Annotated in this window: 16 protein-coding genes; 6 read left to right on the top strand and 10 right to left on the bottom strand. The window is 63.1% G+C overall.

Translation table 11 applies throughout. The annotated features are described in order from the left end of the window. Positions 1-96: 96 nt before the first annotated feature. From C483_RS19840 to C483_RS04560, 3 genes are all read left to right on the top strand, one after another. Positions 97-237: a rubrerythrin-like domain-containing protein gene (locus tag C483_RS19840; protein ID WP_006652185.1), complete on the top strand. Its 141-nt coding sequence runs from the start codon at positions 97-99 to the stop codon at positions 235-237. A 114-nt stretch (positions 238-351) separates the two neighbouring features. After that, positions 352-1,128, top strand: a complete 777-nt coding sequence (locus C483_RS04565; protein ID WP_006652184.1) for an NAD(P)H-hydrate dehydratase — start codon at positions 352-354, stop codon at positions 1,126-1,128. A gap of 103 nt (positions 1,129-1,231) precedes the next feature. Next, complete coding sequence (locus C483_RS04560; RefSeq protein ID WP_049912429.1) at positions 1,232-1,879, top strand: class I SAM-dependent methyltransferase; 648 nt, start codon at positions 1,232-1,234, stop codon at positions 1,877-1,879. A 12-nt stretch (positions 1,880-1,891) separates the two neighbouring features. Here C483_RS04560 and C483_RS20360 read toward each other — a convergent pair whose 3' ends face one another. Continuing rightward, a complete protein-coding gene (locus C483_RS20360; RefSeq protein WP_006652182.1) occupies positions 1,892-2,050 on the bottom strand; it encodes a hypothetical protein in 159 nt (52 codons plus the stop codon). Between the two features lie 159 nt (positions 2,051-2,209). Between C483_RS20360 and C483_RS04555 the strand changes: the two genes are divergently transcribed. Beyond that, positions 2,210-5,245, top strand: a complete 3,036-nt coding sequence (locus C483_RS04555) for an ATP-dependent helicase (protein WP_006652181.1) — start codon at positions 2,210-2,212, stop codon at positions 5,243-5,245. Positions 5,246-5,620: 375 nt separating this feature from the next. After that, the gene (locus C483_RS04550; protein WP_049912428.1) at positions 5,621-6,502 is read left to right on the top strand and encodes an amidohydrolase family protein; all 882 of its coding nucleotides are present in this window, start codon (positions 5,621-5,623) and stop codon (positions 6,500-6,502) included. 318 nt (positions 6,503-6,820) lie between these two features. Here the strand turns inward: C483_RS04550 and C483_RS04545 are convergent, their stop codons facing one another. From C483_RS04545 to C483_RS04535, 3 genes are all read right to left on the bottom strand, one after another. Further along, positions 6,821-7,594, bottom strand: coding sequence for an IclR family transcriptional regulator (locus C483_RS04545; RefSeq protein ID WP_006652179.1), 774 nt, complete (start codon positions 7,592-7,594; stop codon positions 6,821-6,823). Positions 7,595-7,682: 88 nt separating this feature from the next. After that, complete coding sequence (locus C483_RS04540; RefSeq protein WP_006652178.1) at positions 7,683-8,270, bottom strand: HD domain-containing protein; 588 nt, start codon at positions 8,268-8,270, stop codon at positions 7,683-7,685. Positions 8,271-8,277: 7 nt separating this feature from the next. Then, entirely contained in the window at positions 8,278-8,994 is a 717-nt protein-coding gene (locus C483_RS04535) for an EthD domain-containing protein (RefSeq protein ID WP_049912427.1), read from the bottom strand. Between the two features lie 244 nt (positions 8,995-9,238). Here C483_RS04535 and C483_RS04530 point away from each other — a divergent pair, with 244 nt between their 5' ends. Beyond that, entirely contained in the window at positions 9,239-10,207 is a 969-nt protein-coding gene (locus C483_RS04530) for an NAD-dependent epimerase/dehydratase family protein (RefSeq protein WP_006652176.1), read from the top strand. 39 nt (positions 10,208-10,246) lie between these two features. Here the strand turns inward: C483_RS04530 and C483_RS04525 are convergent, their stop codons facing one another. The 6 genes from C483_RS04525 to paaA form a co-directional block, all read right to left on the bottom strand. Further along, the gene (locus C483_RS04525; protein WP_006652175.1) at positions 10,247-10,633 is read right to left on the bottom strand and encodes a PaaI family thioesterase; all 387 of its coding nucleotides are present in this window, start codon (positions 10,631-10,633) and stop codon (positions 10,247-10,249) included. 144 nt (positions 10,634-10,777) lie between these two features. After that, positions 10,778-10,954, bottom strand: a complete 177-nt coding sequence (paaE, locus tag C483_RS20355; RefSeq protein WP_006652174.1) for a 1,2-phenylacetyl-CoA epoxidase subunit PaaE — start codon at positions 10,952-10,954, stop codon at positions 10,778-10,780. Between the two features lie 2 nt (positions 10,955-10,956). Then, a complete protein-coding gene (gene paaD / locus C483_RS04520; RefSeq protein WP_006652173.1) occupies positions 10,957-11,385 on the bottom strand; it encodes a 1,2-phenylacetyl-CoA epoxidase subunit PaaD in 429 nt (142 codons plus the stop codon). A 7-nt stretch (positions 11,386-11,392) separates the two neighbouring features. Then, positions 11,393-12,334 carry a 1,2-phenylacetyl-CoA epoxidase subunit PaaC gene (gene paaC / locus C483_RS04515; protein WP_006652172.1) on the bottom strand — a complete coding sequence of 314 codons (942 nt, stop codon included), beginning with the start codon at positions 12,332-12,334 and terminating at the stop codon, positions 11,393-11,395. Beyond that, positions 12,334-12,651 (bottom strand): 1,2-phenylacetyl-CoA epoxidase subunit PaaB, encoded by a 318-nt coding sequence (paaB, locus tag C483_RS04510; RefSeq protein WP_006652171.1) that lies wholly within the window; start codon positions 12,649-12,651, stop codon positions 12,334-12,336. The genes paaC and paaB overlap by 1 nt, the downstream gene beginning before the upstream one ends. Positions 12,652-12,653: 2 nt before the next feature. Then, positions 12,654-13,595 (bottom strand): 1,2-phenylacetyl-CoA epoxidase subunit PaaA, encoded by a 942-nt coding sequence (gene paaA / locus C483_RS04505; protein WP_049912426.1) that lies wholly within the window; start codon positions 13,593-13,595, stop codon positions 12,654-12,656. Between the last annotated feature and the right edge of the window lie 94 nt (positions 13,596-13,689).

Raw genomic sequence — 13,689 nt, 5'->3', positions numbered from 1 at the left:
CTATTTTGGTGACGCTAGATACTCAACGGACAGATTCAACCTAATATCCCTAATATTCCTGAATGTGACGGCCGGTGCGTCACGGTGTCCACCACGATGAAAGACGTCAAACTCGACCCAAGCGAGGAATCGGTATACGAGTGTTTCGCCTGCGGAACCGTCGTAACAGCGATTGCGCCCGGCTCCTGTCCCGACTGTGGCGCAGACATGCGAAATCGCGGAACCCCCATCGAGTAACGAGTTCCTGGCTGGCGTCTCGCACCGATCACTTCTATTCACGTCGAGAGCGGCCGCTTCCAAACCGGAACACGCCTGCCGAATCCACTCCCGCGAGGCTGCCCTACCGCTCGTATGGGTCGCCTACAACGAACGCTCTCGAATATTTCAGAGACGAGCGACACCGACAACGGCCGCGTCGCCGTCGTCGGCGGTAGCATCGACTATCCGAACCAGCCCGCACTCGTCGGACGCGCAGCGCTTCGGACCGGCACAGACCACGTCCGCGTGCTCGTTCCGGACCCACTCTACGATCCCGTCGCCGGCTCGTCGCCGAATCTGCTCGTGAGCCCCTACGACGGCGATCAGTTCGATCAGGACGCAGCCGACGACGCGGTCGACAGCTGTGAGTGGGCCGACGCACTCGTCATCGGCCCCGGCCTCGTCGACGCCGACGCGGACGCGATCCGCGACGTTCTCGAGCGAACCGACATCCCCGTCGTCGTCGACGCCCTCGCGATCGAACCCGCACTCGAGTCGGATCTCTCGACGGCCGTGCTCACACCGAGTGGGTCGGAGGACGATCCGATCTACGAGGCCTATGGCTCACTCGAGGCGTTCTCCGAGGAGACGGGCGCAGTGATCACGCTGACTGGTGGCGTCGACGAAATCGTGACGGCGGGTGAGCGACTCGAGAACGACACCGGCACGTCGGCACTGACCGTCGCGGGAACGGGCGATACGCTGGCCGGGATCACGGCGTCGTTGCTGGGTCAGGAGATGGAGCGCCAGGAGGCGGCGGAGCTCGGTGCCTGGATTCTCGGCAAGAGCGGCGAACTCGCGACGGCTGAGTACGGACCGGGCGTGATTGCCACTGACGTGATCGAGTGCATTCCGAAGACGATCCGCTGAGTACGATGTGTCGCGACGACCGACCGATGCGTTGGCCGAAACCGACCGACGCGTTGGCCGCGTTGGCCGAACCGATAACACACGCCGCGTCGTAGATCACGATATGGGCGCACCCGTCGACACGAACGAAATCTCGCATCCGCTGGTCGCGACAGCCTACGACCTCCTCGTGCCGGATCGGCTCCTGTTCGAGCCACACCGGCGATACCTGACACGGGATCTCTCGGGTCGCGTACTCGACATCGGCGCCGGGACGGGCGCGAACTTTCCGTACCTCGCGGAGACGGCTCCATCGGTCGAGATCCACGCAATCGAACCGGATCGACATATGCGCCGTCAGGCGATTGCCAAGGCGAGGAACTCCGGGTGTGCGGTCGACATTCGCGACGCCCGGGCCGAATCACTCCCCTACCCGGACGATGCGTTCGACGTCGTGCTCGCTAGTCTCGTCTTCTGTACGATCCAGAAGCCTGACGCTGCACTCGAGGAGGTCGCGCGCGTGCTCAAACCCGGCGGCGAGTTGCGGTTTCTCGAGCACGTTCGTGCCGACGGCTGGCGCGGGACTGGACAGCACGTCCTGAATCCGCTCTGGGAGTGCGTCGCTGGCGGCTGTCAACTTACTCGAGACACCGTCGAGCGGTTCGTCTGTCACGACGAGTTCGCCGTCGAACAGATCGAACGGATCGACCGCGGCGTCTTTCCGGCGACGCCGATCGTTCGTGGGACGCTGCAGCGTCGTCGGCACCGATAATTCGCGACCGACTTACTCGCTCGAGGATGCGTCGTCCGGTCGCAGTACCTCGAGTACGCGCTCCGAGCGCGCACCGAGACCGAGTCCGGCGAGGAACGTGAGGAAACTGGGAACGAGAATCCAGAAGAGATTTGGGTGCCCGCTGCCGGCGTGGAGTGGAAGTTCGAACATAGGGATTCTCTATCCAGCGGTTCCAATGAATCTGCCGATCGTTGCAGGTTCTGCAGTCGTTGGCCGCTGCCACCCAGTCGTCCATCGGGACCCAGCCACCGCTTCACTTTCGCTCCGGTGGGCAAACCCTCTTACACGCCGGTCCCCCAGACGGTGGTGATGGATGGGACCGCGCGCCGCGAGTTGCCGATCGACGACGACGCCCTCCCCTTCGATCTCGAGACCGCGACGATCGACGACCGGGACGTCTTCGACCTGCTCGAACCCGCCGTCCAGGAGTGGTGGCTTCAGGAGTTCGGCGAGTTCGTCCCCGAGAACGACGGTTTCTTCACGCCACCGCAGCGGGGGGCGATTCCGAACATCCACGACGGGACGAACACGCTCATCTGTGCGCCGACGGGAGCGGGAAAGACGCTAGCGTCCTTTGCAGCGATTATCAACGAACTCTATCGACGCGATCGCGAGGCGGTCCCTGATGCCGACAACGCCGACGCTGACACCGAGACCACTACCGCCGCTGATGCTGACACCACGACCGCCGCTGGTATCGACACCACTGGCGACGCCACCACCAACAGTGGAACCACCGGTGACGCCACCACCAACAGCGACACCACCAGTGGCCTCGAAAACTCCGTCTACTGCCTCTACATCTCGCCGCTCAAATCCCTCGCAAACGACATTCACCGCAATCTCGAGGTGCCCCTCGAGGGGATCGAATCGATCGTCGACGACCGGGACGACAGAGCGCAGATGGGCGAAATACGACACGCCATCCGTCACGGTGACACGTCCTCGAGTGACCGCCAGAAGATGCTCGAGGAGACGCCCCACATCCTGAACACAACTCCCGAGACGTTGGCCATCCTGCTGAACTCGCCGAAGTTCCGCGAGAAGCTTCGGACGGTGGAGTACGTCATCGTCGACGAAATTCACTCACTCGCAGCGGGCAAGCGGGGCACCCACCTATCGGTCAGCCTCGAACGACTCGCGGCGATGACCGACCACGAACCCACCAGAATCGGCTGCTCGGCGACCATCGAACCGCTCTCGGAGGTCGCGGAGTTTCTGGTCGGCCGCGAGGAGCCGAGCATGCCGAGCGACGACACAGCGGCCAACGGCTCGTCGACCGCCGACGCAGCAGCTAGCGACGAACCCGTCGACGACGCAGCAGGCACCGACACAACAGCCACCGAGGCAGAACCGGAAAGCGAACCACGCGACTACGACATCGTCGATGCCCGCTTCGCCCGCGAATTCGACATCGAACTCGAGTGCCCCACCGACGATCTGATCAACACCTCCCGCGAGGTCGTCCAGGATCGGTTCTACCGGATGCTCCACGAACACATCCAGGACCACACGAACACGCTCGTCTTCACGAACACCAGATCCGGTGCGGAGCGGGTGCTCCACACTCTCCGCGAGCGGTTCGACGCCTACGACGAGGACAACTCGGGTTGTCACCACGGCAGCCTCTCGAAGGACGTCCGACAGGATATCGAGGCCCGGCTGAAGGAGGGCAGCCTCGATGTCGTCACCTCCTCGACAAGCCTCGAGTTAGGGATCGACATGCCCCACGTCGACCTCGTCGTGCAGGTCGGCTCGCCCAAATCAGTCGCCGCGCTCCTCCAGCGCGTCGGCCGCGCGGGCCACCGCGTCGGCCAGACCGTGACGGGCCGAGTGATCGCCCTCGACCGGGACGAGCTACTCGAGTGCGCGGTCATGTTGAAGAAGGCCGAAGACGGGTTCGTCGACTCCGTCTCGATCCCCGAGAACGCCCAGGACGTGGCGGCCCAGCACGTCTACGGGATGGCGATCGCGGAGATTCGGCCGGAGTCCGAGATTACGGCAATTCTCCGGCGTGCCTACCCGTACCGCAACTACTCCGAAGCCGAGTTCGAGTCGCTCATGCGCTACCTGACCGCCGAGTACGCCGGCATGGAGGAGAAGAACGTCTACGCGAAGGTCTGGCGTGATACGAACGACGCGCCCGACGGCGAACACCACTACGAGGAGTTTCCCGTCGGCAAGCCACTAGTCGGCAAGCGCGGCCGGCTCGCGCGGGTGATCTACATGACCAACATCGGGACGATTCCGGACTCGTTCACCTGCGACGTCTCCACTCGCGCCGGCGACGAGTGGGTCGGCCAGCTCGACGAGAACTACCTCGACACCTTGGAGAAGGGCGACGTCTTCGTCCTCGGCGGAGACCACTTCGAGTTCCGCTATCGGCGTGGCTCGAAGGTCTACGTCGACCGCACGAGTGCCCGGCCGACGGTTCCGTCGTGGTACTCCGAGCGACTCCCACTCTCGTACGACCTCGGCTGTGAGATCCTCGACTTTCAGGCAGAGCTACTCGCCCACTACGAGGCGGGCGGCCCGCCCCGGGTTCGTGCCTGGCTCCGTGAGTTTCCGCTGGACGACGACAGCGTCCGCGCGATTGCACGGCTGTTCGACCACCAGCTTCGGTACGCCGGCGCGGAGAGCGTGAGCACGCCCGACCGGCTCGCGATCGAGGTCGAACGCGACCGCGAGGAGTACGAGCGCCACTATTACGTCCACTCCGCGTATGGCCGCAAATTCAACGACGGCCTCTCGCGGCTGCTCGCCTACTACTGCGCCCAGGAGGCGACGGCCAACGTCCGCGTCGCGGTCGCGGACAACGGCTTTGTGCTCTCGATGCCGCTCAACCGGAAGGTCGACGTGGAAGGCATCTTCGACGACTTAGAGCCCGAGCGGGTCCGCGAAGACCTGCGCGCTGCCATCGACGGCACCGACCTCCTCCAGCGCTACTTCCGAATCAACGCAACCCGGGCGCTGATGATCCTCAAACGCTACAAGGGCTACGAGAAATCCGCCAGCGAGCAACAGGTTTCAAGCGAGATGCTCCTCGGGTTCGCACAGGACTTAGAGGAGTTCGCCGTCATCGAGGAAACCTACCGCGAAATTCTCGAGGACAAACTCAACGTCGCCGAACTCGAGTCGTTCGTCGCTGCACTCGAGTCCGACGAAATCACCGTCGAGCGCACGCTGCTCGATTCGCCGACGCCGCGGGCGTTCGGGCTGGCGACGCTTTCGGCGAGCGACGTGGTGCTCGCGGAGGACGAGAGTGCGGCGTTGCAGGCGTTCCACGAGCACGTGCTGGACGAGATTGGCGACGAGTCGGTTCGGGAACTTTCGTCCGGTTCGTAGCCATATGTGACAGATACTATTGCATGTCTGGTTAGTTATGAAATCTGCTGTGGACCAAGTCGATGGAGATTCTTTGAACGGTCTCAGAACACTGTACTACTGGTGTGTATGGGCCCAATTCCGCAGACAATCTATTTCGAAAACCTCTCGTAGATCGATTTGTGGATAGGGCAATCACAATCTGGTAGTTCCCCTTACAGCCCGAACTAAGCTATCTCTTGCGCTCCTTCCTCTTCTGGTACCCCTTTCACGCTTTCTGTGTCAATAGTATTTGCTTCTAGAGTACTATGAAAACATCTCTCTTGAATTATCGTATCTGGGTGCAGCAATACATTCGGCCGAAACTACATGTAGATGCGTGCCGTCGACCCGTACATGACCGTGCCGACGGTACTCGAGTCCGACGAGCCGCGCGCAATCGACATGCACGCCCACCAGCCGACCAGCGAGTTTCTCCACGACGCCGGCGGCCAGCTGATGCGCGACGCCGCCGACCGCTTCGGCGCGGATCTCGAGACGGACACCTACGAGAACATGCGCGCGGAGTACCATGAGGCCGGCGTCCGGAAGGCAATCCTGCTCGGCTGGGACGCCGAGACGAATACTGGCAACCCGCCCGTTCCGAACGACTACGTCGCCGACGTTCGCGACGAGTACGACGACTTCTTCATCGGCTTCGGCTCCGTCGACCCCCTCAAGGATGACTGCGTCGAGGAGGCGATTCGTTGCGTCGAGGACCTCGATCTGTCGGGGTTCAAGTTCCAGCAGATCGCGCAAGGGTTCGACCCCTCCGACCCCGAACACGAGGAACTCTGGGCGACGATCGAGGACCTCGGTGTCCCCGTCGTTTTCCACGGCGGCAACTCGACGCTCGGCGCGTGCTCGCCGGGCGGCCGCGGGCTAAAGATCAAGTACGGGAATCCGATGTTGATTGACGACGTCGCGGCAGAGTACCCTGATCTACAGATTCTCATCGCCCACCCGGCCTACCCCTGGGAGAAAGAACAGCTCGCCGTCTGCCAGCAGAAGGGCAACGTCTACATGGACCTCTCGGGCTGGATGCCGCGGTACATCGACGATCAGGTGCTCCACTACGCCAAAACGCTGCTCTCGGACAAAGTCATGTTCGGTACCGACTATCCGATGCTCGAACCCGAACCGTGGCTCGAGCAGTTCGCCGAACTGGAGTTCGACGAGGAAACCCAGCGGAAGATCCTCTGGGAGAACGCCGTCGACTTCCTCGGACTGGACGAGTGAACGGGGTTGTGGAGCGGGTACTCGAGTCCTTTCGGCTCACTCACCCTGCTACCACCCTGGGTTGTTCGAATAATGGGAACAGATCTGTGCCGAAATCAGGAGTCGCCGCCAGTGTCGGTATACAGTTCCAGTTGTGTACGCAGAGCAAGGCAGTATATTACGGATGTACACCTGTAATACGTGGGCGATTAAACGCCGGTTCTCGCGCGCAGATTACTGTTCTATCTGTTCGAACACACCTCCAGAATAGGGGACACTGGGGATCTAACTCGATCTTGCCACGAGTAGTGACGAAGCAGACACCCTGACGAGGCCCGTTCAGGCGTGAGCCAGATTGACCTCGACCTCGTTGACCGCACCGAGCAAGAGATCCGGCAGTTCCTGCGTGAGCAACTCGCCGCGAAGCCGGTTTGCGGGACCGGCGATGCTGATGGCCCCTATGGCGCGCCCATCCTCATCTCGAACCGGTGCACCCACCGCGTGAACGCCTGGGACCGACTCCTCGCGGTTGAGTGCGTAGCCCTGTTCGCGGATGGACTCGAGTTCGCCGCGCAATTCGCCTGGATCCGTAATCGTTTGCGGCGTCCGCTCGCTCAGTCCGTGGCCGTCGATAATCCGGTCGGTCTGTCCGTCGGGGAGGTTCGCGAGGATCGCTTTGCCGGCGGCGAACTGGTGTAAGGGCGTGCGATTACCGACGCGAGCGTGGGTCGTGACCGAGTGTTTCCCCGTTGCGCCGTAGAGGTGGACACCGATGTCGTCCTCCTCGATGACACACCAGACCTTCTCGTCAGTTTCGGCGGCGAGTTCGTCCACCTTCGGCCTGGCGAGGTCGTACAGCGGGTGTCGGTTCCGGACGTGAATCCCGTAGTCGAGAAACCAGGAACTGAGTCGGTAGCTGTCGCCTGCACGGACGATCAGGCCGCGGTCGACGAGCGTCTGGAGGTGGCGGTGTGCGGTGCTCTTTGCGAGTCCCAGTTCGGCTGCAATCTCGGTAACGCCCATGCCTGTCCGCCCGGCCTGTTTGAGCACGCCGAGCAGGTCAATCGCCGTCTCGACGGTTTCGACGGGCCGGTGATCCGAGTGTGCTGTCATAGCTGCACGCTCACGTGGAACTGCAAAAAGTGTGTTCCCGCTATTCGAACACGAGTGGTCTGTCCGCTCGTGAGCCGTCGGTAGGCAATCAGGACGTTTGCGAGTACTCCCCGACCCACTCCTGGAGCGTAATCCCCATCGCGGACTGCGTGATCGCGTTCGAGGACGCCGAGTTGGCGCTCTTGACGAGTTCGGCTTCGAGCGTTCTGGTCGGAACTTCGCCAAGGAAGTGCGGAATTGCACGCTGCACCGCGAGCGGACAGCCGACCTCGTGGGCGAGCGCGTAGCCCGAAATCGAGTGGGGAATCTCCTCGCTGACGTAGCGCGGATCGGGCTCGTCGAGCAGGTCGTCCGCGACGAACGGCGGATACTCGTAGCACTTGCCCACGTCGTGGAGGAGACACGCCGCGACGATGGTGTCGAGGTCGGGGTCGGCACCGTGGAACTCGCGTTGCTGGGCCGCCGAGTCGATCGCGATCCGCGTCACGCCGCGGACGTGCTCGACGTTGGTCACCTCGTCGATATTCCAGGCGTAGGGGATATCCGAGATATCCTGCCAGCCGCCGCGCTCGAGTCCGAGCGCCCACGCCTCGACGACCCGCTCGCGGAGGTCCTCGTCCTCGATGGACTCGAGTTCGGGGAAGACGTCACGGACCTGTGTTTCGAAGTCGGTCACCGTCTCGTCACCCCTCGTCTGTGACGAGTCGTTCGCGGCCGATGAGCCGCGGTCGCTCGTCGATTGCGAGGAAGTTGTTCACGTCTTCGCGGGCCTCCTTTGCCTTGCCACGGTCCGGATCGTAGTCGCGCGAGCCCTCGCTGCCGAGCGCGTCGTACAGCTTCTCGAGGTCGTCGAAGTAGAGTTCGGCCACGCCGTCGAACTCGGCGTTCTCGGGGTCGGTCGGGAGCACCGTGTTGTACTTCACGACGCCTTCGATCTCGCGGGCGATTGGGGTGTGGGTCTCCTGCCAGTAGTCGACGAACTCCTCGTGGGTCATCCCCTCCTGGCGGACGAGGAACGCCGAGTGCTTGTAGAGGCCGTTGGTATTGCTGTCAACCTCGTCTTTCTGGACGATTTCCTCGCCGATGAGCCGCGGTCGCTCGTCGATCGCGAGGAAGTTGTTCACGTCTCGCCGGGCCTCCGCCGCAACGTCTTTCGTCGGATCGTAGTCGCGCGAGCCAGGACTGCCAAGTGCAGCGTGTAGTTCCTCGAGTGTCTCGAAGTAGAGTTCGGCGATGCCGTCGAACTCGGCGTTTTCTGGGTCGGTCGGGAGCACCTGCTGGTAGCGAACGACGCCCTCGATTTCCTTCGCGATGGGTGTATGGTTGGTCTGCCAGTAGTCGACGAACTCCTCGTGAGAGAGGTCATCCTGCCGGACCAGGAGTGCGACGTGCTTGTACATCACGTGATCACGTTTCTTTTTCACGTACAGTGTCATAAATCGCACCGGCGAATTTCGTCTCGCGGTCGGATTTGATACCTGACCGAGCGTCGGTGGCGCCCTCGCTGGATGCACCCCACCGGTAGAGCAAAGTCACTAGCCAGCGACAGTGAGACCGTATGACAGAACCCCTCGCGCACAGCGGCTGTTCCGTTCGCGGGCCACTCCACACTGACCACAGTCGAGACGGCGTGGTGAGCGAGCGATGACGAGCGAGAACGCCACCGTACTGGTGACCGGCGGCACTGGTTTCATCGGGTCCTACGTCGCTCGTGACCTACTCGAGTACGGCCACGACGTGGTCGCCTACGATCTCTCGACGGACACGGAGATTCTCGAGAACCTCGGCGTCGCGGACGATGTCGAGGTCCGCCGCGGAGACATCTCGGAGCCGACAGAGGTCATCCGAGCGGTCAAAGAGACCGGCGCGACGCACATCATCCATCTTGCCGCGCTCCTGACGACAACGGCGCGCGAGAACCCGCGCGCGGCGGCCGACGTGAACATTCTGGGGACGAACAACGTCTTCGAGGCTGCACGCACGCTCGATGACCAGGTCGAGCGCGTCGCCTGGGCGTCCTCTGCAGCGGCCTACGCCCCGCCCGAGCACTACGACGCAGACTGGGTCGACGAAGGCGAACTTGTCTACCCGGACACGCTCTACGGTGCGACGAAGGAGTACAACGAGCACCAGGCGCGGGTCTACCACGAGGAGTACGGCCTCGACCACGTCGCGCTCCGCCCGACCGTCGCCTACGGTCCGTACCGCGAAACCGGCGGCTCGGCGTTCCTCGCGAATATCATCGAGAAGCCGGCGCTCGGCGAGCCCTACAGCGTCGACTACGGCGACCAGGCAATCGACTGGCAACACGTCGCGGATATCGCGCAGGCGTTCCGGAAGGCAGCGTTCACACCCGAGCACGAGCTCACTCAGCGCGTGTACAACGTCCGGGGCGTCCTCGCGACGGTTCGCGAGGCCGCCGAGGCGGTCGAAACCGTGCTCCCGGATGCCGAGATCGACGTCTCCGACGACGGCGAACTTCCCTGGACGCAGAATCTGGACATGACGGCGGCCCAGTCCGATCTGGGCTACGATCCCGAGTACGATCTCGAGTCCGGCTTCCGCCAGTATATCAACGTGCTTCGGGAGGAGCACGGACTCGATCCGGTCTGAGTCGCCGATTCTGATTGTGGCTGTTGTTGCTGTCGTGCGTTACCCCGTCTTGTACACACCGCGCGCATCCGCGACGTGTGTCTCGTCGTCGACCGCGTAGACGTCGACGTCGACCACGCCTACGTCGCTTCCACAGCGGACGACCTCTGCCTCGGCGTAGAGATCTCCCGTCCCGGCTGATAGGTAGTCGATCCGCATGTCGATCGTGGGCACGGGCTGGTCGACCAGCGAGACGAGCGCCGCCCCGCCGACGGTGTCTGCCAGCGTGAACGTGACCCCACCGTGGGCCATCAACTGGTCTTCGTTCCAGGAGAGGTCCTCGGTCATCTCGAGTTCCCCCTCGGCGTGGCCGTCGGCACACTCGGTGATAGTGATCCCAAGCAGTGATGCGAAGGGCATGCCCTCGAAGAAGGCTTCGGTGTCCATGCCTCACAGTGTCGTACGATCGATAATAAATGTGGCAGTCGAGTGGCTGGTTCTGCAGGCGGGTCGTGGCGCGTAGCACCGCTCTTGAGGCCGGCGAGTGATGCGGATTCGTAGTGGAACCGAGCGCGGCGGCGCAGTCAGCCTCTATCCGAACGCTTCGAACGGCTGCTCGCACTCGTTACAGTAGTGCATCGATCGACAGAGCGACGGCCCCTTCGGGTGTTCACGAACGGTGTTCGTCGAGTCACAGTACGGACACGTCGCGCCCGTCGTCTCGCCGCTCGTCGTCGTGCTCGGGTCCGGCCGGTTGTGTCCTCGCATGGTTAGATACTCAGCCCGAACTCCCGCAAATCTTCTTTCCCCTGTTCGGTTACCAGATCGACCGTCCACGGCGGATTCCAGACGAGCCGAAGGTCGGCGTCGTCGACGCCTTCGACCGCCGCTGCCGTCTCTTCGACCTCTTCGGTCAGCATCTCTCGCGCCGGACAGCCCGAGTAGGTGAGCGTCATGTCGACGGTCGCGACGCCCGCAGCAACACTGACGCCGTAGATCAGCCCGAGATCGACGATGCTGATCGGCATCTCCGGATCTTCGATCTCGTAGAGGGCGTCCCAGACCTCGGACTCGAGTCCGGTCGCGTTTGCACCAGTCGCTGGGAGCTCTGCGGCAACGTCGCCATCGGCCGATTGGTACTCGGTGTAGGCACAGGGCGTTGCGTCGGTCTCGGTCGGTTCTGGACTATTGCTACTCATTGTGGGCTCACTCCGGGATCTCCATGATCTTCGTTGGTTCGCTCCGCCCCAGTTCGCGGTAGGTGTGCGTGAAGTCGTCGTAGAGGTCGGCCCACGCGTCGGTGTGGGTGCCGTCCCGGCCGCGTTCGTCGGGGAGCATCTCCTGGGTGACCTCGAATTCGAACTCGCCGTCGCCGGTCTGCCCGCTCTCGGGAACGTCGAGGCCGAGCGACTCGAGGTATGGAACGACGATCGCGAGCCACTCCTCGCCGAGTTCCTCGAGTGTCGCGGTTCGGAGGCCGAGGTCGACGATGTCGGCCTCGACGTCGGAGCCGGCTGCTCGTGGCTTGTCGCCGCTCGCGTCGTTCGCGTCGTTCGCGCCGCGTGGCGGCGCGCACGACTCGAAGAGCGTCAGCGCATGCGGGAACAGCCGGTCGAGCGCCGCCTGCAGGCGTTTGTGGCCTTCTCCACCGTTGCTCTCGCCCTCGGCGAGCCGCTCGACCCAGTTCTGGGCGTGCTCGCGGTGATACCCCTCTTCCTGCTGAATCTTTGCAACCCGGTTCGCGATTGTCGGCGACGACGAGTCTTCGAGTGCCTCTAATCGAAGCTCCTCGGCCACGTCGTAGAGATACGACCGGAGCACCGCGTCCGCCCAGTCGCCATCTTCGAAGGGGAGCTCGACGAGCGTACTGTGGCGGAACTCCGCCGGATCGCGCTCGTAGACGAGTTCTCGCTCCGTGTATCCGAGGTCACCAAGCACGTCGTACCAGAGCCGAGCGTGTCCCAGTTCGTCCTGTGCGTTGTTCGCCAGCGCGAGATCCGACTCGAGTGTCGGCGCGCGGACCTGCCACTCGGTGTAGCGTTCGGCGAGGACGAACTCGTCGTCGGCGAGGCGTTTGATCAGGGACTCGAGTGCCCGGCGTTCGCGAGCGGTTAGTTCCTCGGGCTCACTGAAATCTGGTGTCGCCATCAGTCGTCACCTCGCTGTTTCTCGGCGGTCGCTTGCTCGTCTTCGGACTCGACGACCTCGCGAGCGTCGGTGCCGGTCGTGTTGTAGGCGGTCGCCCAGCGGTAGCTCTTGTCGGTCGTGCCGCCGAAGGCGACTTCGTCGCTGCCGATCTCGCCGATTTCTTCGCGTGGGACGACCCAGAGGCTGTTCGTGGGTTTGCGCCGGCCGTGTTGGATGGCGGCGAACTGTTTGGCCATCTCGCGGTCGGGTGCGTGGACGTTGCCACAGTGGGTGTGGTACTCGCCGGTCTTTGCCTGGCGGAAGACTTCCCAGATCATGGTCAGTCGGCCGCCTGTGGCTCGTGGCCACGGGCGGTGGCTGCGTCTGCTTCGATCGTCTCACAGACCCAGTCGACGGCCTCCTGAGCCTGCTTGCGGCCGTTGATCTGCCCCAGTCCTGGCTCGTACTCGTTCTTTGCGATGGTGAAGAACTCGTCCCAGTCGAGGTCGTCCTCCTCGACGGCGTAGGTGCCGTCGTCGCGCTCGCGAATTCGCGGCTCGTCGGGAATCTTGAGGCCGTACTTGCGCGCCTTCGGGATGTACTGATCGAGGAAGGCGTTTCGGAGGTCGTCGTTCGACTGCTGTTTCAGCCCGACCGAGGCGGCGAAGTCGTGGTGCGTGCTCTTGTCGTCCGTCGGGCCGAAGAACTGGATGATACGCGGCCACCACTCCTCGAAGGCCCCCTGAGTCAGCTGCTGCTCCTTTCGCGAGCCGGTCATCAGTTCCTTCAGGATGTCTTCGCCGTGTTTGACGTGGAATCCCTCCTCGAAGCACACCTTGTCCATAGCGTGGGCGTAGGGCTCCCAGCTGGTCCGTCGCAGGGTCGCCTGCCGGCGCATTGCGGCTCCGTCGACGAAGAACGAGATCATCGGCACTTCGACCCAGCTTTTAAGCGGGTAGTGGAAGCAGTTGAGGAATTTCCCGTCGCCGTTGGCGAGGTCATCTAGCATCTCCTCGCGGGTCTTCACACCGAGCGATTCCGCGGCGCGGTAGAGCAACTGCCCGTGGCCGATCTCGTCCTGGACCTTCGCAGAGAACGCCAGCTTGCGGTCGATGCTCGGCGACTGGCGGATGAACGGCCGCTCGAGGTACGCCCCCATAATTTCGCTGTTGGCGTGGAACTCGATCATCCGGGTTGCCGCCTCCCGATACTCCCTGGGAAGGTCGTCCGCGGGGCTGAACTCCCGCGGCCCCGCGCGCTCTTTTACTGTGTCAAGATCCATCATACCACACTAGTGGCCGGAAACGCCCTTAGCGATTCACTGCCATATACACGGGTTTTAAATATGCTAGCAGTGTCCGGTACACCACAGCGAT

Source organism: Natrialba hulunbeirensis JCM 10989, from assembly GCF_000337575.1.
GTDB classification, from domain to species: domain Archaea; phylum Halobacteriota; class Halobacteria; order Halobacteriales; family Natrialbaceae; genus Natrialba; species Natrialba hulunbeirensis.
This window is presented reverse-complemented; position numbering and strand designations above follow the sequence as displayed.